We start from the raw sequence: 22772 nt of genomic DNA on the forward strand, positions 1-22772 counted from the left end.
AAAAGAAGTAAGTCAATTTCCAATGTACTTATTTCTTTTCTGCCCTTGCTTTAACGTTTAAACGCGTCTTTGTAGGCCTCTTTGTTACGGTAGGCTTCAAATTCGGGATCGTTGATGGCCCGTTCCATATAGGTGCGGTCTGCCTGTATGGCTCTGAGCAGGCCATGCTTCAGCAGCGGTTCGTTTTGCGAGCGGGCGCCAAGCAGGGCCATGCTGTAATAGGCCAGGGCATCGTCGGGCTTTAATTCGATGGCACGGGTGTAGAAACGTTCAGCTCCCTCGTAGTTCTCTTTCAGCATATAGCTGAGGCCAAGGTTCATGTTGGTCTGGTAGCTGTCTCCAGCGTAACGTAGACTGGCGATGGCATCGTCATACTGCCCGATTTCAATCTCCAGCGCCGCCTTATCGGCAAATATCCGCTGTAAAACGGTTTCTTCGGCTCCTAATTTTATAGCATAATCATAGTACTGCAGCGCCTCCAGCATATCACCGCGTTGGTGGTAGGCACTGGCCAGGCTGTAATATACCTGTGGAGTAGGGTTCCGGAAACCGGCAAAGGAGAGGTTGTGGATGGCTTTATCCAGCAGCGCCTTTTTTGCCTCAGGTCGGTAGTCTTTGCGGGCCATTTCATTGTATACCACGCCCAGATTATAATAGGCTGGCCATTTGTCAGTGGATTTAACGGCTGCTTCATAGAGTCTGCGTTTTTCCGCCAACAGGGGCGTAAGAGTGGCAGCATATTGCAGTTCTTCTTCCGTCAGTTCATCTGCATCTGCTTTTTCCTCTGCAATCTTCTTAGCGAGTATGTACAACTGATAATCTGATTTGCGGGTGCGGTTATAGTTCATTTCCACGCGGGCAGTGCGGAGCCCCGGGAAGATATAGCGTTCAATGTAATCGAATGCCTGGGCCTGCTTCAGCGCATTCAGTTTAGCTTGCTGGCTTTGGTCGCTGTTGAGAATGGCAAGCGCTTCGTTTTTTTCCTCAATTGGCAGCGCAGATGCCTGCAGTTTCTGCACCAGCGCTTCTAAGTCCGCTTTTTGCACGCTTGTCTGGATATCAACTTTTTTCCCGCTGTAGTCAAGCGTTTTCAGCTTTTTGCGGTAGTAGTCTTCCAGGGTCTGTGCCCGCTTTTCAGCCAGGCCGTTTCCTGACTCGTCCGGCGACTGGCTCGCCGTGATGGTGATTTTTTGTGCGTCAACGTTATCCAGCACATACTGGTCCAGCACCTGCAACCTTGCCCCGAGGTTACTGCGGAGTTTTGCCTGATTCTCCTCAAAAAAGAAGTCAAACCTGGCAGGCTGGTCGGCTTTCGCTTTATAAGTGTCTGGTATAAAGTTAAAGTCATTGTTACGAACCAGCAGGAGTGGGGTCGTTACCAAACCTGTTGCTACTTGCTCCGGAACAGTATAGCGCACATCACCATCCTCGTTGTCTATAGCACGTCCCTGTACCATCAGGCGTCCTTTGTTTTTCTCAGGTGCGTAAGGGAAAGAAAGCTGTTTGGTGATTGTTGGTTCTCCACCTTCATAGATGAACTCGCCGAACTGAAAATTGTAGGTGGCGATGTTTTCGCGCTCCAGTCCATACTCGTAGTAGATATCAAGCTTATAGGTCTGCTTGTCTTTTACGAGCTTTTCCGGCACCTGCGCTTTAAGCTCGAAGTTTACATGCTGGCCATTGGCAGACAGGGGATTAGGCTGCACTGTTACCTCCTGTTTTTTCTCGGCTGTTCTTACCATGCGCTGTAAGGTGCAACCAGAACCGCCAATGCTAAGCGAGAGAGAAAGGAGCAGAATTAAACTTTTATTTTTATTGTGCTGTTGCATATCCTGTAAGAAGCTTAATTCGTAAAATAATGTAGCCTTAAACAATTTCTCTGTTTTAGATGTTACAATTTTAGCGATTGAAGCGTAGTTGTTTTTGCTTTTGTGATACAAAGCGTAAATTAGTGAATTAAACTTAACGTAAATGAAGCGACTGCAATACTTTATCGAATCCCGTGCATTTGGAGTGTGTACGATGCTGGGTGATAAGCTTGGCATTGCTACCAGTAGCATCCGACTTTCATTTATTTACCTGTCTTTTCTGACAATGGGTTCTCCCGTGCTTATTTACCTGATGCTAGCGTTCTGGATGAACGTGCACAAGCACTGGCGCCGTGAGCGCAGCACCGTCTGGGACCTATAATTCCGCTACCGTTCTTTTCTGCCTTATAAAATATTGCCAGACAATACTGCCTTTGTAAACGCCTGGCATTTCAGGGAAATTGCCTTTGGGTTGTTGCGTTTTCCTGCGGTTTTGCCAATAGTGCCTGTGGCGAAGCAGGTCTGCGTGTGCATTTAACACAGCTTGCGCATCTTTTGTCTGACCGGCTAACACCATACGTAGGGCCGCTATCCAATCCAGCAACACGCGCAGCAATAGCGTAGATAATAGCTCTTTTGAAGGGATGTTCTTGTACAGCAAGGCGAGTCCGTTCCTGAAATTCAGGTATGTTTTGCGGGGATTAGATTTATGTAGGGTGCCGCCACCTACATGATATATCTGGCTGTGGCCGTTGTACATTACTTTATAGCCGGCATTTTTGGCGCGCCAGCAAAAGTCTATTTCCTCCATGTGGGCAAAAAAAGCAGGCTCTAATCCTCCCAAAGCATGAAATACATTTGCACGCACAAACATGCAGGCACCTGTGGCCCAGAAAATCTCCTGCACATCATCATACTGCCCTCTGTCTTCCTCCAGCGTCTCAAACAGGCGGCCCCGACAGAAGGGATAGCCTAACGTATCCAATAGACCACCTCCGGCACCGGCATATTCAAAATAGCCCGGATGTTGCTGAGCGTTTGTTTTAGGCTGGCAAACAGCTATACTGGCATCAGCGTCCATTAAATTCGTTATTGGTTCTAACCAACCGGCAGGCACCGACACATCAGAGTTTAACAGCACATAATAGGTAGCTTGAACCTGCCGGAGCGCTTGGTTATAGCCTTCGCAGAAGCCATAGTTTTCCAGCAGCAGAATAATGCGCACCTGGGGGAAGTGGTCCTGTAAGAAAGCTACTGAACCATCGGTAGAGGCATTGTCGGCTACGATAACTTGGCAGTCCTCACTGTGTGCCACCACCGATGGCAGAAATTCTTTTAAGTACCGCAGCCCGTTCCAGTTAAGGATAACTATGGCTGTTTTCAATTCACTATAAGCCAAAGCTTCCTAAGTCTAAGCCAGGGATGTTTGGCAGTAGGCCTTCGGTGTTTTTCTTCATTTCTTCCTGTGCACGTTCTGCGGCTGTCAGCATAGCGTTGTTTACGGCGGCAACCACTAAGTCATTGACCATCTCACGGTCGCTCGCGTTCATGATAGTTTCATCAATTTCTATCTTCAGGAGCTTACGCTGCCCGTTTACCGTTGCTTTTACCAAACCGGCACCCGATTCGGCAGTAACGGTAATATCCTGTAGTTTGTCTTGCGCTTCTTTAAGTTTGGCCTGGACTTCTTTCATTTTGCCCATCATGCCCATCATATCAAACATAGTTTTTCTGTTTTGGTAAGTGTATTTGTACGAGGTTCAGGCATATTTGCCTGTTGTTTCTGCAAATATAGGCATACAAAAGCTATTTAATATATTTGTAGAAGTGTATGGTGATACTGCTTCCTGAAACAGCGGTATTCAATCTATTACAGTGTTAAAATTTTCAGGATGAAGGCTGCGTGAATTATAGTAAGCTATCGCAGTAAGGTTATGGTACCGGTGCGACTTTTGGTGGTGCCAAAGCTGTTCCGTGCGGTTATTTTATAAGCATAAGCGCCAGCGGGTAATTTTTCCCCTTTAAAGGTGCCGTCCCATGCTGCATCTGCTTCAGTGCCGCTGTAAACAACTTGGCCTAAGCTGTTGTATACCTGTATATTATAGCTGTCATACAGGCGGCCTTTTACTTCAAAAGTATCGTTCAGGCCATCTCCGTTCGGAGTGAAGCCGGAAGGCATATGTAGCTGCAGTTCCTGCTCTATAACAACGATGTTGGAATAAGTAAAAGCTGCGCCATTTGCTGCCGTCGCCATTATGCGGTAGCGAAGCTGTTGTTGCTCATTACTGAGGCTGCGATCGGTAAAGGTGGTTCCGGTTAAAGTGCTGCTGCTTATGATGTTATTGCTTTCATCGAGCAGTTCTACAGTATACAGCCTCACACCCCCTGGAAAACCCTCATAAGCTGACCAGGTAAGTACCACAGCACTGCCATTTTCCTGCGATTGCGCCTGTAAAAAGACAGGGCAGGAGATGTTACTGTAAGATGACGTGTTGGCGCAGGCATTCAAGAAGGTGGCACGGTAGCATACCTGTTCCGGAGCATCAATATCGTCTGTAAAAGTTGTTTGTTGTTTCTGACCAATACTCTGGAAAGCCCCACCTGTCATACTTCGCTCCACATTTATTTGCTGTGCTGCCTCATTCTGCGGCAATTCTATGCTAAGCAGTACCTGATTATTCAGGTCGAACGTGGTGAGCAAGTAAGGTGCTGCAGGAACGGTGGTAGAAGTTGCCTGGACCTCCTGTGGGGCTGATACGGAAACACTGCCATCAGAAGCAATGCCCCTTACTTCATACTGATAAGCCTGCCCGCAGGAAACATCGGTATCGGTATATATGCTGGTGGAACTGCTTAGTGTCTCCAACAAGGTGCCGTTTCTGTAGACTTCAAAGGTGCCGGTAATAGGAGCACTTAGCCAGGACAAGGTAATCTGCTCATTACCGGAGGTGGCTTCCAGGGCAATAGAAGAGATATCGTTTGAGTTTGGAAAGGGAGTACCGCAGGCATCTATTGGCTTTACAAGGTACTGCGCGCCTGCTGTTGTGTTTACTTGTAATTGATGATTTAGACTACTTGCCTGTGTAATGTTTTGGATGGTGTCGATGGTCCCAAATGTGCTGCCATTCCACTGCTGCACCACATAATTGTATCCTGGCTGTAAGTCCTGGAGGGCCAACTGAAGCAGGCCATTTGCTGCCTGCTCCAATACCGTCAGGTTCCGGATAAAAGGCTGAGGGGCAGGTGGTAGCGTGGTAACTGTAGCAGTATTTATTCCTGCGCAAGTGCCGCCGGTATAACTCCCTGTAACTGTGATGGTGTAGTCTCCCTGTGTGTTGTAGCTATATGGGGTGGTACTGTTAGGAAGAGCGCTTACAGATTGCTGGCCGTCTCCGAAGTCAATGGTATAGCTGTCATAGATGTCATCCGTAATGGCAACTGAAACAGCCCTGTTGGCGCAGCGGCTGATAGTGAAATCGGGAACAGGAGCTTCTCTTACCTCAAAAACTTGTGATACAGTGTCTGTCAGGGTATTTCCTCCGTAATTGGCTATTTGCAGTACTCTGTAGCTACCTGGCGTAGTATAAGTATGTGTTTTAATAGTAGAGGCTGGTGTTGGTATGGCCGTGCCCTTCTTATAATTGAAAATGTAGTACTCATTTTCATCCGGCACCTGGTCACCACAGTCCCTGAATTCTACCTCCTGGCCAACGCATAATACCTCCACTTCCTCCCCCTGCTGATTGTATGCCTTGAAGCACCTGTCGTTTTGCGCCTGAGAGATGAAGGTTATGAAGAGGAGTACGATGTACAGCAGGTGTTTCAAGTATAAAACTTTAATTTGGGTCACAAACCTATAGCTATAAAGGAAGACTTGTATTTTTATTGTACGGCATCAGCATGAATGGCTTAGCGCCTATTTCTTCAGGCAAAGATTTATACTGTGTCTGTTCGTAAAAAAGTAATGCTTGCCATAATGTCATTGTGCAGCATACGGTCTGTGGTGGCAAAAGTAACTTTTCCCCGGTACCGCGCCACCATTCCTTCCAGCACCCGTGAAGTTTTCAGCGGACGCCTGAAATCTAGAGCTTGCGCAGCATTCATTAATTCAATGGCTATTATCCGCTCCAGGTTATGCACCACCTGATACAGTTTGGTGGCCGCGTTTGCACCCATACTCACATGGTCCTCCTGGTTGTTGGAGGAGGAAATAGAGTCGGTGGAGGCGGGGCTGCAAAGCTGTTTGCTCTGGCTCACGATAGCGGCAGCAGTGTACTGGCTGATCATAAAGCCGGAGTTCAGACCCGGTTCCGCTATCAGAAACTCCGGCAAATCGCGCCCGCCAGAGATGAGTTGATAGATACGCCTCTCGGAGATGTTGCCAAGTTCTGCCAGGGCAATGGCCATAAAATCCAAGGCCAGGGCCAAGGGCTGCCCGTGAAAATTCCCCCCGGAAAGAATTTCATCTTCTTCCGGAAAAATATTAGGGTTATCGGTTACAGAGTTTATTTCTGTGAGAAACACCTTCTCTGCATAAGCCAGTGCATCTTTTGTTGCGCCATGCACCTGCGGCATACACCGGAAGGAGTAAGGATCCTGCACATGCTCTTTTTTCTGCTGTATCAGTTTGCTGCCTTTTAGCAACCGGCGTACTGCTTCTGCTGTCTGTAACTGCCCCTTGTGCGGACGCAGGCGGTGAATAGCCTTATTAAAAGGCTCCAGCAGTCCATCAAAAGCATCCAGCGAAAGAGCCCCAACAACATCTGCCTGCCGCGACAGCCGCCTTGCCTGCAGGAGTGCCAACACACCGTAAGCAGCCATAAACTGGGTTCCGTTCAGCAGGGCCAGTCCTTCCTTGGCTTTTAAAGTAACCGGTTCCCAGCTAAACATATCCAGCACGTGCTCGCTGGCCAGTTTATACCCCTGGAAACTTACTTCGCCCATTCCTATCAAAGGCAGGCACAGGTGCGCTAAAGGCGCTAAATCTCCGCTGGCACCCAAAGAACCTTGCTGGTACACCACCGGGTATACCTCCCGGTTGTAGAAGTCAATCAGTCGCTTTACCGTTTTCAACTGCACCCCGCTGTGCCCGTAGGCCAGCGACTGGATCTTAAGCAGCAGCATGAGTTTGACCACCTCCTGCGGCACCTCGGGTCCTGTGCCACAGGCATGCGACATTACGAGGTTGCGCTGCAGTTGCTCTAGGTCAGCGTGGGATATTTTCTTGTTGCAGAGGGCGCCGAAGCCGGTGTTAATGCCGTAGATACTTCGGTCAGTACTGTTGATTTTCTGCTGCAGATATTCGTGGCAGCGCACAATTCGCTGCTCTGCCTCCTCAGACAGCTCCAGTGTATACTGCTGCGTCAGAATTGTGTTTATCGCCTCCAGGCTCAGGTGCTCGTTGGATATGTAATGGACTTTGCCCATACCTTTATTTCAGTTGGCTGATAATGTCATCTATCGTCAGATCCTGCTGCTCACCCAGTTCCATATTGCGCAGCTTCAGCTTGCCACTTGCCATTTCTTCCGAGCCTATCAGGATTACGTACGGGATGCTTTTCTGGTCGGCATAACTCATTTGCTTCTTAAGTTTGGCCTGTTCAGGATAAAGTTCTGAGGCTATGCCTGCATCACGCAACTGCTGCAGTACCGGTAAAGCGTATAGTTCAGACTCCCTGTCGAACTGCACGATGAGCGCCTTCGTGCCTACCTGGCTGCTGTCGGGGAACAGTTGCAACTCTTCGATGACATCATAGATGCGGTCTACGCCAAAGGAAAAGCCCACCCCAGATACGCCTGGTAAGCCAAACATACGGGTGAGGTTGTCATAGCGGCCACCACCGCTGATGCTTCCCATGCTCACATTATTTACCTTCACCTCGAAAATGCAGCCAGTGTAGTAGGAGAGGCCCCTTGCCAGCGTTACATCCAACAGCAGGCGCGGGTTTCCGGAATCATTCTGCGCAGTGAGAGCCTCACTATTCAGCCTGCTGAGGTAATTCCATACTTCGTGCAGGTCTTTAAGCCCCCGCTGCCCTTCGGCTGTGTCGCCCAATATGGTTTGCAGTTGGTCTAGCACAGCCTTGTTGCTTCCTTCCAGGGAATAAAGCGGTTCCAGCTTTGTAACAGCCTTCTCTGATATGCCTCGTTCCAGCAATTCTTTGCGCACACCTTCCTTTCCGATTTTATCGAGCTTATCGATAGCCACACAAATGTCACCCTCACGTCCTTTTTCACCTATCGCCTCCGCTATGCCAGCCAGTATGCCCCTGTGGTTGATTTTGATAGTAAAATCGGTCAGTCCCAGCTTTGTCAGTACCTCGTTTATCATCTGTACAATCTCAGCTTCGCAAAGCAGGGAGTTTGTACCTACCACATCGGCATCACACTGGTAAAATTCACGATAGCGGCCTTTTTGCGGGCGATCAGCCCGCCATACTGGCTGTATCTGGTAACGCTTAAAGGGGAAAGTGATGTCGTTTCGGTTCATCACCACGTAGCGCGCAAAAGGTACGGTCAGGTCGTAACGGAGTGCCTTTTCAGAGACTTTGCGGGTCAGGTGTTTGTGCCCCTCGTCTATATCAGCTTGCTTAGTCTTTGCGAGAAAGTCTCCGGAGTTCAGTATTTTAAAAATCAGCTGGTCGCCCTCATCACCGTATTTGCCGGTCAGTACCGACAGCTGCTCCACGGCAGGTGTTTCCAGGGGCAGGTAGCCGAACTTCTCGAAGGTGCGTCTGATAACACCAAAAACATAATTTCTCTTCACCACGACAGCCGGGCCAAAATCGCGGGTTCCTTTCGGTATGGATGGTTTTTCTTTACTCATGCTCATGCAGGTTTGCAGGTGCAAGTTACTAAAAGCTGCCGAAAGGTTGGAGTTAAATAGCGGAAAGGTGGTAACACACCAGTTAAAGAATAACGGTGCTAGAAAGCAGCCTTATCGCCTCTAATGGCATTGTAGATAGTATAGAAGATAATTTTTACATCTAAAAGGAAAGTCCAGTTTTCCAGGTAGAAGATATCCAGCTTCACCCGTCCGCGTACCTGGTAATCTGCGGTCGTGTCGCCACGGTAACCACGTACCTGTGACAGACCCGTCACACCTGGCTTTATAAAATGACGGACCATGTATTTCTCTGCTATAAGTGCGTATTCCTGATCTGCCTTTAGCATGTGTGGGCGGGGACCAACAATTGACATCTGGCCTCGGAGAACATTAAAGAACTGAGGAAGCTCATCCAGGCTAGTTTTCCTCAGAAAGGCGCCTACAGGTGTAATCCTCGAGTCTCCACGCCGGGCAAGTTGCGAATTGGCTTCTGTGTTGATGTACATAGACCGTAGTTTCCAGCACAAGAATGTTTTATTATTAATGCCAGAGCGCACCTGGCCGAAGAAAACAGGTCCCTTGGAGTCTAGTTTAATGATAATAGCCAGTATGGGCAGTAGCCATGACAGTAAGAATACGACAACAAAAAGAGAGAATGCAATATCAAAAGTGCGTTTTAAAATTTTGTTTATCACATCATCGAGAGGGATAGAACGAGCTACCAGAATCGGTAGCATGTCATAGAAGTCAATCTTAAGCTTTTGATATCTGAAACTATCTGGTTCAGGTAGAAACTTCATACGAACCAAGTTGTTGTCAGAGAATTCCATCAATGAAATCAACTGTTCTTTTTTCAATGCGAAGGCACAGCAGTAAATTTCGTCAATATGATATTTCAGCACAAATTGTTCTACGTCCTTTACTTGCCCGATAGTCAGCGGATTTCCCTCAGAGTTATCATCAAAAAAGCCTACAAACCTGTATCCATATTCCGGGTGTTTATAAAAGAAGTTCTTTAATTCCTGCCCCGTTTTAGAATTCCCTACAATTATCGCTGTTTTAGAATTATACCCTTTTCGGCGCAAGTATCTTAGCGTATAAGTTACAGACACCCTCAGAGTCAGAACAAACAGTACGAGAATCAGATAATGATAAAGAAGAAAATCTCTTGAAAAGGGAGAGGAGTAGACAAAACCTATCGTAGCTTCAACAAGAAGTATATAAAGTAATACTGCTTTTAGCGCATCTACTAATACCCAAAGTGTTTTTGCCACTCTATAGTACCTATACGTACCCAAAAGCAGCGTACACACTATCCATGCCAATACAGAATGCAGCAGGAAAAGGCTGCTGTCCGTTGTTATATTTTTGGTGATTCCTCCATGGACCAGAAAACTAGCTACGGCAGTAGATATGATTACTGCTGCTAAATCACCCAGTGAGTGTATAAGTTTAATGTATCTATTATAGAGCCCAGGCACAGAAAAGTAATAAGTATTATAGTTCGAACAGCTAAATTAATATATTTATTTCAGAATATGTTAGAAGATCATCCTTCTCTCGTTATAAGGATATCGTCTTCAAACACCATTTTTACAAAAATGAACATGAAAAAACAAGTGAAAATTATACCCTGAGAACTGCTTAAAATAGATTCTGTTAAAGAACAGAAAATAACCATAACAGTAAACGCTGAAAAAAGCCAATTTCTTTTTCTGACTGCCAGGTAAAGTGGGTAAAAATAAAAAAGACATAGTACCAAAAGTCCTATAGCGCCAATACCTACTGTTGTTTCTAAGTATTGGTTATGTGGGTCAAATCTCATTTCTACAGCATAGAAAAAACTACGATTAGTATAGGCAGTTACCAGTGCATCCTTAATATCACCCGAACCGACTCCGATAACGGGATTTTCTTTTATCACATCTAATGCGCATACCCATTTGGCAAGTCTTAAATTTAAACCATTCCAGCTTTCGGCCGCATTATCAAACGCAAAATGGTATTCTGACGATTTATTCTGGAAGTTATAGCTTGTATTCTTCAAGCTCTCAAACCTGGAAAGGGTTTGAGGAAAGAAAAAAGATAAGGTCCCAAAAAAAACTATAGTCGCAGCAATAAGTAAAGCTGTATATTTCAGTTTACCATTTCTTACTCCTTTCACTACTGCTGTTGTGAAAAGTATCAATATCAGGACAAGTAAAGAAGTTCGTGAAGCTAATAAAAATAGGATTAGAAGGAGGAAGCTGATTGCTATAACATTTATAATCCTCTCAGTTTTACTAATCCGAACGTTATCAAACCATAATCTATCGAAAAACACTAGTATGGAAAGAGCAACATATAATGCATAGTAGATAGCTTGCTTCCTATATATCAAAACCAGCCCATCGCTAAATAAATAGTTGATATCATTTCTCTCTTCTACAACTTTTATTTGATAAAGTAATGCTATCAGGCTGAAAAAGACACAAAGCCAAGAGAAAGAACGCAAGGTTTTATGTAAGTCTTCTTTTGGAATGATAGCCGAAGTTAACACCAATGGGAATATGAGTAAAGATGCTTTTGTTTCCAGATACTTCCACCCGGCTTGTACATTTTGAGTGTATAGCATCCCAATTAAATAAAGCAGAAATAAAATGATGCTGAATGCAGCAAGAGGCGATGATTTTATCTTTGAAAGCTTATAAGCGAATTTACCTTCGGCTAACCATATAACAATGAGAAGAGCTATGGCACTATTCGTTGCCAATTGCATCGGCAGAAAAATAGAAACGCAAAATAGCAGAAGGCTGAGTAAATAAGCCTTCTGTGATAAACTTTTGTTATGTATGAACTTGACTGTTGCGTTCATCTTAAGAACAATGCCTTTGCTTTCGCTACAACATGATAAGGCAGTAAAAGTAGCGTATAGTTTCTTATCAAACCAATCACAAAATAAGGAGAAAGTGAACTATTGTCTTTAATAACCTTGATTTTACTTTTCTGTTGAATTGTACGTTTGGTGCGAGAAATGCCACCTGGGTTAAGCTCGCAGAAAGTCAAGACTTCGGGTAGAATATGAGTTTTGTAGTTTTTTACAAACTTGAAGAAGAAAGCATAATCTTCCGCAGCTTTATAGTTCAATGGGTAAACGCCAATTTTCCTAAGAGCTTTCGTCCTGAACATAACAGAAGGATGTATGAAACTACACTTTAAGTACATATTTTGGACTATGTCTTTATGCTTTGCAGGGGCTCTATAAGTATAAATAGCTTCATCTTTATAGAAAAACTCTACCCAAGAACCAAGCAGGTATACTTCTTCATTCGTATCTAAAAAATGCTTTTGCTTTACGAATCTGTTTGAATCACAAATATCACCGCAGTCTAACCTGGCAATATATTTACAAGACATATTGCTTTGAATATAAGCTAAACCTTTATTCAGTGTCTTTTCTATGCCCTGGTTTTGATCATTGAATAATAAATGCAAATGAAGCATACCGGAGAAATCTTTCTGTAGTTCCTCTAGAGTCGGTTTAACGATACTTCCATCATCAACAATAAGCACATCAAGTTTAGAAGAGAAGTGAATTGAGTTTAATGATTTTTTTAATCCAGCCAGGTTATTAAAGTGCGGAATCAGGATAACTATATCGCTATTCATTCAGTGCTATTTTTTTTGACTCAATTCTTATAAACATACCAATGTATAACCAGATTATAGCATCTGTACCTCTGAATTGTATGAGTGAAGCTATAAAGTAAACCAGTATGACGATTGCTATAGGATTGCTAAGCCTTGATTTGAAAGCCTTTATACTTAAATTATATACTACTAACATATAAAGTAAAAAGCCAATAAAACCAAACTCTATCAGAATCTGCAAGTATAGATTATGTAGGTTATCTTCGGGGTAGTCTTTTCCTGACACGGCCTCAATGGCATACATACCGTTGCCAGCACCATAACCTAAAAAGTAGCTCTCCCAAAGGGCTGTGGCATAATAGCGCCACATTGCAAATCTTCCCTCCATTCCTTTATCAGTGCTACCCCCGAATTCAACAAATCGCCTCAAAGCATATACATTGTTTGCTAAATTTTCAAAATCAATAAAAATCACAAAACAGAACACTGCCAGTAAAGCCAATGCAATAATGGCCCTTCTTTCTTTTTTTGACGTAGCTGAAGATAGAAATTTAAAGCCTGCTACAAGTAGTGCTATCACAATACCTACTCGGGAGGCATACAATACACTGATGATCAGTGTGGTTAACAAGAAAAAATAGAACAACTTTTTCCTGTTGATAAACAAGGCTGTATGAAGCCCTATCCAGGTGGCTTCCAAATTAACGCCACCACCAAAGATGGTATAAATATCGGGATGGCCATCAGGAGCCTTCATAAATCTTATTATTTCAGGAATATGAAATAGAAGCTTACCAGTTATAATAACAAAAATAACAACAGCGGCTTTTTGAAGAAGTCCTATAAGTTGCTCTGGAGAATATATTCCTGTGATGTAATAACCAATGTAAAAAGCATAAAATGCAAATAAATGGTTGATCAATATCCTGTTAAAAGGATAGACAATGAATAGCAGAAGAGAAATGATTGAAATACCAACAAAGTATTCCAATACAAAGGGTGGAATTTTGGGCAAGCTATACCGAAACCTTATTAGAACACAGGGAACGAAAAATAGCGAAAAGAAATGATAAAATTTAATGGAAGATTCTTCATTCATTATCCAACCTGTTAAAGCAAGTGTCTGCAGGTTCAGGAACAGGAAGAACAGAACAAGAAATAAACTGAAGTAGTTAATTGTTAGTCGCATTACAGGATCTCAATCAGCTTAGGTGCTTTTATTAACATAGCTGCAATAACATAAAGTAAAAACAGATGTGCTAGTACTGCTTCTTAATTGGAGAGATATAAGTTCTATACGCTTTGTTTATAAATGATAAGGGAGTACCAGATAGTAACTTAGAAGTAGTGTGCCTGATAATTGTCCAGTAATAGTAAAGCCTGTTGCTGTTCTCATTTCCTAAAATTTCGTTTTTCGCTTTAAGTACTTCTTGATAACAGGCCACTATATTAGCTGAGGCACCACCATACCTCATGTTTGTAAGAACATGATCTACGAAAATAAATTTTGCGCCAGCCTTATAAAGTTTAAGTAATAGATGGTAGTCCATAGTAAGTTTATAGTCTAGACTGAAAACGCCGTACTTACTATATAGACTTTTGCTCACGAATGTAGTAGGGTGGTTCAGGCTCATTTCCAGTGGCAACATCTTTAGATTTGGTCTTGTCTGGGCTCCTTTGCTGCCGTTTTCATTCCAGTATTGTATATTACCATGAACAATGCTGTCAGGTTCATATTTCGCAACTATAAGCGCTACAGCATCTTGTTCATACCAATCATCAGCATTTAAAATTCCTATAACTTCTCCTGTAGCTAAGGCGATACCTTTATTGAAGGCGTCACTTATTCCCCGGTCTGGCTCACTCTTCCAGTACGCAATTTGGCTATCATACTTCCTGATAATATCTAAAGTACCATCAGAAGAACCGCCATCTACAATGATATATTCTACGTTTTTGTATGTTTGGTCAAGTACACTTTGAATGGTATGTTCCAGATATTTTTCTCCGTTATATACAACAGTTATTACAGAGACCAATATTTCATCTCCTTTTACTCTCTCACAATTTCGGTTCAAGCAATATCCTCCCTCCAAAATGCGATTCGTCATGTGTTGCCGTAGCTAATTTAAAGTGTAGAACGTATAGAATAACTGCTAAAGGTTTGAAAGCTGCGTTAATGCGAAAGTAGATACTTTAAAACAATCTGGTTCATGAATGTTTATTTAGACAGATGAACTAACTACATATGGCGTGTTTGCTGAAACCAGAGAACTATACAATTCTTCATACTTTTTGGAAACTACTTTAATATCAAAATCTCTCATACTCCATTCTCGAGAGTTATTTTCCATAAGCGGTATATTCTCTTTATTTTCAGTTAGCCATTGAATTTTAGTGATAGCCTTTTCTGCTGTATCAAAAATGAAACCATTGAAGCCATCCTTCACTAAATCAACATTTCCAACACAATCAGATAATAAAACACATTTTCCTATACTTATAGCCTCCAATACAGAGAAAGGCAACCCTTCCCACAAAGATGTAGACAGGTAGACATCAGCATGATGCACTATGTTATCGACTTCTTCTTTAGGTAGCCACCCTGTTAACCTGATATTTTCTGCTTCTAATAGCTTCTTCTGTTTTGCTTCTCCTTCACCTACCCAAATAAATTGTATGTTTTTTTGTTCAACAAAGAAATTAGCTATTTTATTGAAGAGGGTAGGGTTCTTCTGCTCTGTTACTCTACCAACTGTAACAATTGTAAAGGTTTCACTATCTGAACCCATCTTTGAGGTATTTGGCTTTTCTGGAAGTAAGGCAGGTATAGAGGTGCCATTGTTGATGTAGGTGGACTTAATGCCAATCTCATTGAAACTCTTAGATTCTGAACTGGAACAGCAAACCACTCGTCCAGAGAGTTTGTCTGCTATTCTTTCCAAGGCTATAAAAAGAGACTTCTTTGTGGCAGAAATATCAGCTCTAGAAAATGAAGCACCATTAGGAGTATAGATAACATTTTGCCTGCGCATCAGGAAGCAAGTAATTCTACCCAAAAAACCTGCTTTAGATGAATGTAAATGTATGACATCTATATTGTCAATTTTACTAAGAATATTATGTAGTTCAATGAGAGCTTTTAGGTCTCTCATAGGCTTAAGCTCTCTCTGCACACTTTTCCACCGAATGAAGGTCACTCCATTCGGAAATTTAGCTTTGACAGCCTCTGCTTTGATCTCATCAGACCGCTCCCCATGAATCACAATATGTTCGCAGGAGGTATATTGTGTAAGTAAGTTTATAAAGTGTGCTGTTCCTGCCGCAAAACACTCTACTATATGAACAATTCTCATAAATCAACTAATTCATTCTAACGGTATGATAAAACCTATGTTAGAAGACAAATTTAACAATAGTTGTCGTTGAAAACTATATAATTTTTAGTGTGATTTGGTGTTTGGAATAGCTCTATATGCGATAGTGGATGAACAGAACCGTTCAAGTAGGAGAGGGGGAAGCTGTTTTGTAATTACCGGCAATTTGAATTGAAATAAGTATCAGGCTGCAGTAAATCAATCGAGTTATATAACGATACATTCAACTTTTATAGTTTCTCAGATATAAACTGGTTGAACTGTTGCAAATGTGAAGGAATATTCGTGCTAAAGTTCCTGTCAAAGATTTTCTGGTGGCTCTTCTTTTCAATTACCTTAGCCAGGATATCTGTATCCTGCGGAGGATATAATGTAATGCTGTCAGTAAATCTATCTAAATCGAAAAGTGCTTCTCTGTTGTGTTCATGCCCTGGCAGTATTACGTGGCAACCGGCGTATAATCCTTCATAAACTGTTCTCCCTACACAAAATTGAGGGTCACACCTGATAATGTAATCGCTCATAGCATAAATTTTACCTATATCGGCCTCCTCACCGTAAAAGATGATACGTAAATCATTGCCAGCGAGTTCTTTACAAAGTTTTATATAAGCTTCATTGTTACTTTTTCCTACTATCAACAGAACTGCATTTTCACATTTTACTTCTTTGAAAGCTCTTATAGCAAGTTCTACTCCTTTAACAGGGGCGACACTTCCTATTATTGAAAATACTGTTTTACCTTCTAAGGAATGTTTCTGAATTAAATCTGAGTTAACCACCTCATGCAGGTGGCGCATGTCAAATGGATTATTCAGAATTGTACTGTTTTGAAGTTTTAAATCCTTAAAAGGTTCTTCTGTCGCTTCATCTATAAAAATAACTCCTCGTGCATTTCTTAATGAATCAAAAACAGAGGTCTGGCTTCCATTAAAGATCTCCCTGATATGTATGAACGCAGGTAATTCTTTTCTAATTAATTGATGAAGTACAATAGAGTTTAAATGGATAAAATCATAGTCATTTGCTTGGATAAATTTATAAAATGCCTTCGAATTACTTTTCCAAAGCAAATCGTTGAGTTTAATTCTGTAGTCTTTCCATTCACTACCTTTATAAATACCAGGATGAGGCAAGTGAAACTCTTTGATAAGTTTCGCTTTCTTATTAAAAAAAGCGTTTATTTCATTAAGATCCCATTTTCCTTTTAATCGTTTCTTTACAACAAGATCAACATCGACGTCCTCCAGGTTTGTAAGCAGCGTTTGCAGGCTTCGGGAAGCACCGTATAAGCTAACATCATGTGTCACGAAGAGAGCTTTCTTTCTCTTAGACATGGGCTTTTTTACGTGTTAATAACCGCTTGAATTTCCTGAGTATCTTTATATAGGAAACATAAGATGGATAAAAATCATGTGGAAGAGGATCAGCCTGCATGAGGCGATCAAATTCACTTTCTGAAAGTTCAAACTTCTTTAAGAGGTATTCTTTATCCTCTTGAAGAAGCCTCTCGTTATAAATATTTTCTGAAATCAACTTCAAACCTTGCTCACGAGGTAACTGGCCTGAAACAATTAAACTGGAAAGATGAGCCCTTCTTTTATCTATTCCAAATTTACGCGGCAGAATGTATACCTGATAAAACTGAGTGAATTTTGATTCCCAATGTTTTCCGCCATAATCCCTCCAGTTCAATTTCTCAATCAGAAACTGCATGGCTTCTGATTTGTTGTAAGGCAGGAAATTTAGAAGAGGGATTGTTTTTACTTTGTTGAAGTACGTGTATCTCCAGAACTCAAAGAAGTTAAACATCGGATAACTCTTCAGTTTCCCCACTGAGCCAAACCGCTTTGATATTGCGCGGATGTTCAGGCTATCATGCTTTATAGAATAAAACCAGGACTGAGGCATAATATTCTCTGTCGCGAAGTTAGATCCACTTAAGAAATAGCTGATATTCTTTTCTTTTGCGATTCTATCAATAGCAACAATGATAGCACTATCAGTTAACATCTCTATATCAACAACTGATGCTTTTAAAAAGGCTATTTGAAGATCTTTAAATTCTTCCCAATCAATAACATATGTATAGAGGTCAATATCAAGTATTTTAACTATATTCTCGATATTTTTTACAGCCAGTTCAGAATTCCACCCATTGTCTAAATGTACAGCAAGAGGTCGTAATCCCAGATCTTTGACACAATAAGCAAGATAGGAGCTATCTACACCGCCACTTAACCCTATGATACAGTCATATTCCTTGTTTTTTCCGGCTTCTTTTATCTCTGCAACAATTTTTGTTAGCTGTGGCTTCTTCTCTTCATCTGTTAACAGGACCTTCTTTGCAGTGTCATCATAACTAAGACAGTGATTACATACACCTTGAGAGTTGAATTCTATTTCTGGATCAGATGTATCCATGATACACCTGGTGCAAATTTGATATTCTCTTTTCATTAAGTTTGTATTGGTCATTATTTTAGAAAAGATTCTAGTTCTCCATAATTAGGGTAAGTTATTAAAACCGCTTTATGTTTGCCATGAAATACAAACATACTGCCTGCAGACACAGCCGAAGCTCCACCATCTTTCACTGCACTTACAAAGTCTGAAATTTTACCGGCGCCGCCGCAAGCAACAACTGGTACATTCACAGCGGACGACACTCTCTTGATTAGATCAATGTCAAATCCATTCAGCGTGCCATCTTTGTCAATAGAGTTAATGAAGATTTCACCAGCTCCTAATGACTCAGCAAGCTTAGCTACTTCTTCTGCCGAAGCTTTTACTTTGGTTTGTCCGCCTTGTGTATAAACTTCTGGTTTGCCAAAAAAATTTCGTTTCACATCGATGGAGACAACAATGCTTTGGCTTCCGCACAGCTTTGCTGCATCTTCAATCAGCGAAGGTGTCTGATGTAGAGCCGAGTTAAGAATAACTTTTTCGACTCCTAGATTTATTAATTTATCAATTTGTTTTGTGTTGGTTATACCACCCCCATATCCGAAAGGCATAAAACATTCTGTGGAGATCTCAGCAATGAGTTTGAAATTTGGTTCTTTTTTATTGATCGTTGCTGTGATATCCAGAAATACCAATTCGTCAACTTCTTTATCGTTGAAGATTCTCACAGCATTAAGAGGATCTCCTACATATTTAGGATCCTTGAACTTTGTAGTCTTAACCAGTCCCTGGCCTTTCAAAAGTAAGCAGGGAATTACTCTTGTTTTTAACATACTTGATTAAATAGCTGCAAAGTTACTCAATAATCTCATGCCAAACTTATGACTTTTCTCCGGGTGGAACTGGACTCCCATGATGTTATCTTTTTCAACTGCCGAAGTAAACTCAAAGCCGTAATTGGAGCGGAATAATTCATCCTGTGGGTTTTTGCATACAAAATGGTAGGAGTGCACAAAATAGAAGCGTGGCTCCTCGTACATCTCCTTACTCAACACACTGCCCTTCTTCTCATTCACTAAATTCCATCCCATATGTGGTACTTTAAGATGCAGGTTTTGCTCATCAAATTTGAATTTTAATGTAGCTGCATCAATCCACCCCAATCCTTTTTCAGTGCCTTCCTCACTAGAGTTTCCCAAAAGCTGCATACCAAGGCATATACCCAAGGTAGGTACTTTTTCTTCCATGGCCTTGTAGTTCAGAACATCCATTAACTCCCGCTCCCGAAGCTGATTCATACCATTATCAAAGGCACCAACTCCAGGCAATATCAACTTATCTGCTTTTTCAATATCAAGTTTAGAAGTGCTTATCTTTGCTTGAGCGCCAATTTTCTTAAGCATGTTTAAGATGGAACCCAAATTACCCAATCCGTAATCGATTATAGTGATCATTACTTTCTTATTGAATCAATCTTTTACTAGGAATTGAGCCAGACTTTCATATAAATTATCTGCATTGGATTTCTTTTCAAACATTTGAAAAGCCCCTTCTCTTAATCTTTTTTTCTGTGTCAAAGGTAAATTATAAAAGCAGCTTATCTCTCCTGCTAACTCAGATGCACTAATATCTGGTGCTATAAGTTTGCCATTTTCTGCATTTACTATTTCGTGCGTTCCACCTACATCTGTAGCAACAACAGGTATGCCTGCTGAAAGTGCCTCCATAATAGAAACAGGTACACCTTCAGTCTCACTTACATTAATAAATAAATCAACTGTATCTTCTGTGTAAAATTCTTGTACTTTATGTGCTGGTACAAATCCTAAAAAATTTGCTTTAATTTGATTAGGAAGTGTAGAAGCTGTTTTTTGTAATGTAGGTAATAGAGGTCCATCTCCAATGTGTGTCCATATAACTGGAAACTGCACATGGAATAGCGCCTCTATTAATAAAGATAATCTCTTTATCGGTATAGCAGATGAGCAGGTCACTATTCTAAATGTATCGTCTTGGCTATGTTTTGCAAATCCATATGTTTTTACTCCCAAACGAAAAACTAAGCCATTGTTTATTCTATATTTCTTAGAAGCGTAATTTAAGCCTTGTTCTGATATAAATAAAGCATTAGTTAAGGTCTGAAAAATGCTTTTACGAAATGGTAAATAGCCATTGCTTCGTTCCTCATACAAATCACCGCCATGAAATTTAGCTACGATTTTAGAAAAATTTTTCTGTTTAAAAAGCGGAATCATAAGAGCTGGGCCAGTTCCCCAATAAAAATACAGAACTGTTTTAGGGCTCTTTGTGCTAACTAACTTCTGAATAAAAGGATGTGATGAAAGATGTCTGACATGTAAAGTACTATTTAACCAGAATTTAAACTGCTTTGGACGAAAGTACAGCTTCCTTTCAACTAAATCAGCTAAAGCGAATTTAACTGGACTTAAATTAAAAAAACCTTTAGATATAAGCCCTATGGAGTTGAGCGGATCAGAAATAAGAGGCTCATTTACTGTTACATTTAGCGGTAGCTCTCTTTGGATTTCTTTGTTGTTACCGTATGTGTAAGGTTGTATTATAATATGAGTAAAATGCCCAGAAAGTACATTGAATTCATTGTATTTCCATTCTTCTCCAAAACCGTATGGATAAGAATAAGTAAAGACAATTAAATTTGAAGCACCTGACATATTCGATTCTTAAAATTTCAGCGTCATCAACAACGTCTCTCTAAATGCAGGGTATCTCTCCAGAAAGAACTTTTTAAAATATTCTCTTTTACCTAATTCACCGGGAAGGCAATATTCAAAATTATCGACTTTCAAGCCTGCTTCAACAGCTATTTTTGCTAAGGTATAAGGAGTAAACCAGAAGCGGTGATCTGTGTTGATCAGTTCAATATTGCTTAGAGAGTAGTAAAAGTTTTTATAATCAAAAGCATTAGGTACTGTAATAATCATTTTTTCTATACATGAACCATATTTTTCTTGTATTGTCTGTAACAATAAAGTGGGATTGTTTACATGCTCTAGTATTTCTCCCAATATGAGATAATCCCACTTAGTCTCTAAAATACTTGGATGAGGTGCATCGGTAACAACGTTATGGAGAATTAAGTCATTATATCCCAATTCATTTTTAACATATGAAAGGGCTTCTTCGTTGATATCAACTCCTAGGCATCTGCTAGCTTTCTCTGTCAGACGTTTATGGAACCATTGGTTATTGCTTATTTTCGCTTTAATTAAAGGTATATGATCTGTACATCCTAAGTGTATAATCTTTTTCCCATTTACTATAGACTCTATGTAATCCATTCTGGTTTGCATAGGAGCCCCATTCGACTCTAGTTTTACTTTTAAACCATTTGAAAATTTCGTTGAATCTAAATATGGTTCTAATTCTTTATTGAATTGCATGTTTAAATATTTTAGTTAGTATTTGAATATTTTGTAATGCTTAACAACCACATTAACATAAAGACTAAATAAATAGAAATAGCTATGGAAAGCGTAATGAAAGTTGTATGGGGACTAAATCCATTTGCTCCCATAAAATATATAATCCCGAATATTATTAAATTATATATGAGACCGAGCACAAAAGACTTTTTTTGTTTATTCAATATTAATGGAACTTGCGATAATGGAGAATAAATGAAATTGAAAAATAACCAAGGTGTTAATAATTGAGCATATACGCCTGCCTCCTGCCACTCCTGACCAAAAGCAAAAGAGAAAAGCTCTGGTGCAAAGAAAAGTAAAATTGTGAAGGGAACCACACCTAGTAAAGCAAGAGTTAGCATGGTTTTCAGTAGTATAGAAAACAAGTTTTCCTTGTTATTGAATGCTTGTGATGCTTTTTGGTAAAAAACCTGAGAAATTGAACTTCCAATTATGTTAAGAGGAGCTCTCAAAATTCGCATCATAAAAGCATATAATCCTAAAATTGCAACACCCCATATTCCCTTAATAGAAAACACTATCAAACTAGCCTGTAGAGTGTCTACTAAAACCTGAAACAAATTTATTTTAGGAAAGTCCTGATATCTGTGAGCATTAAGTTTAATTCTTTCCCAACTTATACTTTTTAGATTTATTGAGTCTTCAAACTTAACTTTTAAAAAAAGTAGTACGCTGGAAACCAACTGACTACCAAAGAAACCAGCTATCAAACCACTTACCCCAAAGCCAAGAAAACCTGCACTAACATTAGTTGCTGCCAATGTTATATTTTGTGCAATTCTATTAGTTGCAAGACGTTTATAACTGCTGTTACGAATGCTCCAGTTAGTATACGTTTGAATAAGACCCATAAATAATGTAGCCAATGGTATAAAATAAAGCCAGTCTAGGATAGCCTCATCATTTATGAAGTTGGCAATAATACTTTCCCCAAACCATAGTATAGGGAAAAGTATCAAACTGAAGCTGAACACAATTATGTGGCACAAGCCTAGTATATTGACGGCATCTTTTTTGCGTTTGGGTAAGACTATGGCAGATTCATATAAGCCTGTAGATATTATACCTACTATTGTTACTAAACTTGTAAACAAAGCCAACACACCAAAATCTTCTGGAGAATATAATCGTGTTAATATTGGAGAAACAGCAATGGGAATTATTTGGGCTATAGTGGTTCCTGTTAATAGTGTAATAACATTCCTTTTAAAATCAGATTTTGGCTTTAACTTCACTAAGTAGTTCATTTACTCTGAAA

Annotated in this window: 20 protein-coding genes; 1 reads left to right on the top strand and 19 read right to left on the bottom strand. The window is 40.9% G+C overall.

The window, feature by feature from the left end; genetic code table 11:
* Window positions 1-50: 50 nt before the first annotated feature.
* Window positions 51-1742, bottom strand: a complete 1692-nt coding sequence (locus E1919_RS05665; RefSeq protein WP_162052387.1) for a tetratricopeptide repeat protein — start codon at window positions 1740-1742, stop codon at window positions 51-53.
* Between the two features lie 229 nt (window positions 1743-1971).
* Here E1919_RS05665 and E1919_RS05670 point away from each other — a divergent pair, with 229 nt between their 5' ends.
* Window positions 1972-2190, top strand: a complete 219-nt coding sequence (locus tag E1919_RS05670; RefSeq protein WP_115564320.1) for a PspC domain-containing protein — start codon at window positions 1972-1974, stop codon at window positions 2188-2190.
* Here the strand turns inward: E1919_RS05670 and E1919_RS05675 are convergent.
* The 18 genes from E1919_RS05675 to E1919_RS05760 form a co-directional block, all read right to left on the bottom strand.
* Entirely contained in the window at window positions 2185-3192 is a 1008-nt protein-coding gene (locus tag E1919_RS05675; protein ID WP_237144032.1) for a glycosyltransferase family 2 protein, read from the bottom strand. The two genes, E1919_RS05670 and E1919_RS05675, sit on opposite strands and share 6 nt — an antisense overlap.
* Window positions 3193-3196: 4 nt before the next feature.
* Entirely contained in the window at window positions 3197-3532 is a 336-nt protein-coding gene (locus E1919_RS05680) for a YbaB/EbfC family nucleoid-associated protein (protein WP_162052388.1), read from the bottom strand.
* A gap of 194 nt (window positions 3533-3726) precedes the next feature.
* Window positions 3727-5634: a T9SS type B sorting domain-containing protein gene (locus E1919_RS05685; protein ID WP_162052389.1), complete on the bottom strand. Its 1908-nt coding sequence runs from the start codon at window positions 5632-5634 to the stop codon at window positions 3727-3729.
* Window positions 5635-5744: 110 nt separating this feature from the next.
* Window positions 5745-7235, bottom strand: coding sequence for a histidine ammonia-lyase (gene hutH / locus E1919_RS05690; protein WP_162052390.1), 1491 nt, complete (start codon window positions 7233-7235; stop codon window positions 5745-5747).
* Between the two features lie 4 nt (window positions 7236-7239).
* Window positions 7240-8634 carry a histidine--tRNA ligase gene (gene hisS / locus E1919_RS05695; protein ID WP_162052391.1) on the bottom strand — a complete coding sequence of 465 codons (1395 nt, stop codon included), beginning with the start codon at window positions 8632-8634 and terminating at the stop codon, window positions 7240-7242.
* 98 nt (window positions 8635-8732) lie between these two features.
* Window positions 8733-10115 (bottom strand): undecaprenyl-phosphate glucose phosphotransferase, encoded by a 1383-nt coding sequence (locus tag E1919_RS05700; protein ID WP_162052392.1) that lies wholly within the window; start codon window positions 10113-10115, stop codon window positions 8733-8735.
* A 68-nt stretch (window positions 10116-10183) separates the two neighbouring features.
* Window positions 10184-11488 carry an O-antigen ligase family protein gene (locus E1919_RS05705; protein WP_162052393.1) on the bottom strand — a complete coding sequence of 435 codons (1305 nt, stop codon included), beginning with the start codon at window positions 11486-11488 and terminating at the stop codon, window positions 10184-10186.
* On the bottom strand, window positions 11485-12282 hold the full coding sequence (locus tag E1919_RS05710; RefSeq protein ID WP_162052394.1) for a glycosyltransferase: 798 nt from the start codon (window positions 12280-12282) through the stop codon (window positions 11485-11487). The genes E1919_RS05705 and E1919_RS05710 overlap by 4 nt, the downstream gene beginning before the upstream one ends.
* Window positions 12275-13279, bottom strand: coding sequence for an O-antigen ligase family protein (locus E1919_RS05715; protein ID WP_237144033.1), 1005 nt, complete (start codon window positions 13277-13279; stop codon window positions 12275-12277). The genes E1919_RS05710 and E1919_RS05715 overlap by 8 nt, the downstream gene beginning before the upstream one ends.
* A gap of 244 nt (window positions 13280-13523) precedes the next feature.
* Window positions 13524-14375 carry a glycosyltransferase family 2 protein gene (locus E1919_RS05720; protein ID WP_162052396.1) on the bottom strand — a complete coding sequence of 284 codons (852 nt, stop codon included), beginning with the start codon at window positions 14373-14375 and terminating at the stop codon, window positions 13524-13526.
* Between the two features lie 114 nt (window positions 14376-14489).
* Entirely contained in the window at window positions 14490-15620 is a 1131-nt protein-coding gene (locus tag E1919_RS05725; protein WP_162052397.1) for a glycosyltransferase, read from the bottom strand.
* Between the two features lie 251 nt (window positions 15621-15871).
* Window positions 15872-16978 carry a glycosyltransferase gene (locus tag E1919_RS05730; RefSeq protein ID WP_162052398.1) on the bottom strand — a complete coding sequence of 369 codons (1107 nt, stop codon included), beginning with the start codon at window positions 16976-16978 and terminating at the stop codon, window positions 15872-15874.
* Window positions 16971-18119, bottom strand: a complete 1149-nt coding sequence (locus E1919_RS05735) for an N-acetyl sugar amidotransferase (RefSeq protein WP_317168193.1) — start codon at window positions 18117-18119, stop codon at window positions 16971-16973. Before E1919_RS05735 ends, E1919_RS05730 begins: the two co-directional genes overlap by 8 nt.
* A complete protein-coding gene (locus tag E1919_RS05740) occupies window positions 18119-18880 on the bottom strand; it encodes an AglZ/HisF2 family acetamidino modification protein (protein WP_162052400.1) in 762 nt (253 codons plus the stop codon). The genes E1919_RS05735 and E1919_RS05740 overlap by 1 nt, the downstream gene beginning before the upstream one ends.
* Window positions 18881-18886: 6 nt before the next feature.
* Complete coding sequence (gene hisH / locus E1919_RS05745; RefSeq protein ID WP_162052401.1) at window positions 18887-19501, bottom strand: imidazole glycerol phosphate synthase subunit HisH; 615 nt, start codon at window positions 19499-19501, stop codon at window positions 18887-18889.
* 15 nt (window positions 19502-19516) lie between these two features.
* Window positions 19517-20740, bottom strand: a complete 1224-nt coding sequence (locus tag E1919_RS05750) for a glycosyltransferase (RefSeq protein ID WP_162052402.1) — start codon at window positions 20738-20740, stop codon at window positions 19517-19519.
* Window positions 20741-20749: 9 nt separating this feature from the next.
* Window positions 20750-21469, bottom strand: a complete 720-nt coding sequence (locus E1919_RS05755; RefSeq protein ID WP_162052403.1) for a methyltransferase domain-containing protein — start codon at window positions 21467-21469, stop codon at window positions 20750-20752.
* An 11-nt stretch (window positions 21470-21480) separates the two neighbouring features.
* The gene (locus E1919_RS05760) at window positions 21481-22761 is read right to left on the bottom strand and encodes an oligosaccharide flippase family protein (RefSeq protein WP_162052404.1); all 1281 of its coding nucleotides are present in this window, start codon (window positions 22759-22761) and stop codon (window positions 21481-21483) included.
* Window positions 22762-22772: the final 11 nt, after the last annotated feature.

Origin of the sequence: Pontibacter pamirensis, from assembly GCF_010015475.1 — a bacterium.
Taxonomy (GTDB): domain Bacteria; phylum Bacteroidota; class Bacteroidia; order Cytophagales; family Hymenobacteraceae; genus Pontibacter; species Pontibacter pamirensis.

What these genes read in the sequence shown, in the direction of transcription:
- E1919_RS05665 (WP_162052387.1), bottom strand. Translation starts at nt 1,742, where the DNA reads ATGGTAAGAACAGCCGAGAAAAAACAGGAGGTAACAGTGCAGCCTAAT.
- E1919_RS05670 (WP_115564320.1), top strand. Translation starts at nt 1,972, where the DNA reads ATGAAGCGACTGCAATACTTTATCGAATCCCGTGCATTTGGAGTGTGT.
- E1919_RS05680 (WP_162052388.1), bottom strand. Translation starts at nt 3,532, where the DNA reads ATGTTTGATATGATGGGCATGATGGGCAAAATGAAAGAAGTCCAGGCC.
- hutH (WP_162052390.1), bottom strand. Translation starts at nt 7,235, where the DNA reads ATGGGCAAAGTCCATTACATATCCAACGAGCACCTGAGCCTGGAGGCG.
- hisS (WP_162052391.1), bottom strand. Translation starts at nt 8,634, where the DNA reads ATGAGTAAAGAAAAACCATCCATACCGAAAGGAACCCGCGATTTTGGC.
- E1919_RS05705 (WP_162052393.1), bottom strand. Translation starts at nt 11,488, where the DNA reads ATGAACGCAACAGTCAAGTTCATACATAACAAAAGTTTATCACAGAAG.
- E1919_RS05710 (WP_162052394.1), bottom strand. Translation starts at nt 12,282, where the DNA reads ATGAATAGCGATATAGTTATCCTGATTCCGCACTTTAATAACCTGGCT.
- E1919_RS05720 (WP_162052396.1), bottom strand. Translation starts at nt 14,375, where the DNA reads ATGACGAATCGCATTTTGGAGGGAGGATATTGCTTGAACCGAAATTGT.
- E1919_RS05725 (WP_162052397.1), bottom strand. Translation starts at nt 15,620, where the DNA reads ATGAGAATTGTTCATATAGTAGAGTGTTTTGCGGCAGGAACAGCACAC.
- E1919_RS05730 (WP_162052398.1), bottom strand. Translation starts at nt 16,978, where the DNA reads ATGTCTAAGAGAAAGAAAGCTCTCTTCGTGACACATGATGTTAGCTTA.
- E1919_RS05735 (WP_317168193.1), bottom strand. Translation starts at nt 18,119, where the DNA reads ATGACCAATACAAACTTAATGAAAAGAGAATATCAAATTTGCACCAGG.
- E1919_RS05740 (WP_162052400.1), bottom strand. Translation starts at nt 18,880, where the DNA reads ATGTTAAAAACAAGAGTAATTCCCTGCTTACTTTTGAAAGGCCAGGGA.
- hisH (WP_162052401.1), bottom strand. Translation starts at nt 19,501, where the DNA reads ATGATCACTATAATCGATTACGGATTGGGTAATTTGGGTTCCATCTTA.
- E1919_RS05750 (WP_162052402.1), bottom strand. Translation starts at nt 20,740, where the DNA reads ATGTCAGGTGCTTCAAATTTAATTGTCTTTACTTATTCTTATCCATAC.
- E1919_RS05755 (WP_162052403.1), bottom strand. Translation starts at nt 21,469, where the DNA reads ATGCAATTCAATAAAGAATTAGAACCATATTTAGATTCAACGAAATTT.
- E1919_RS05760 (WP_162052404.1), bottom strand. Translation starts at nt 22,761, where the DNA reads ATGAACTACTTAGTGAAGTTAAAGCCAAAATCTGATTTTAAAAGGAAT.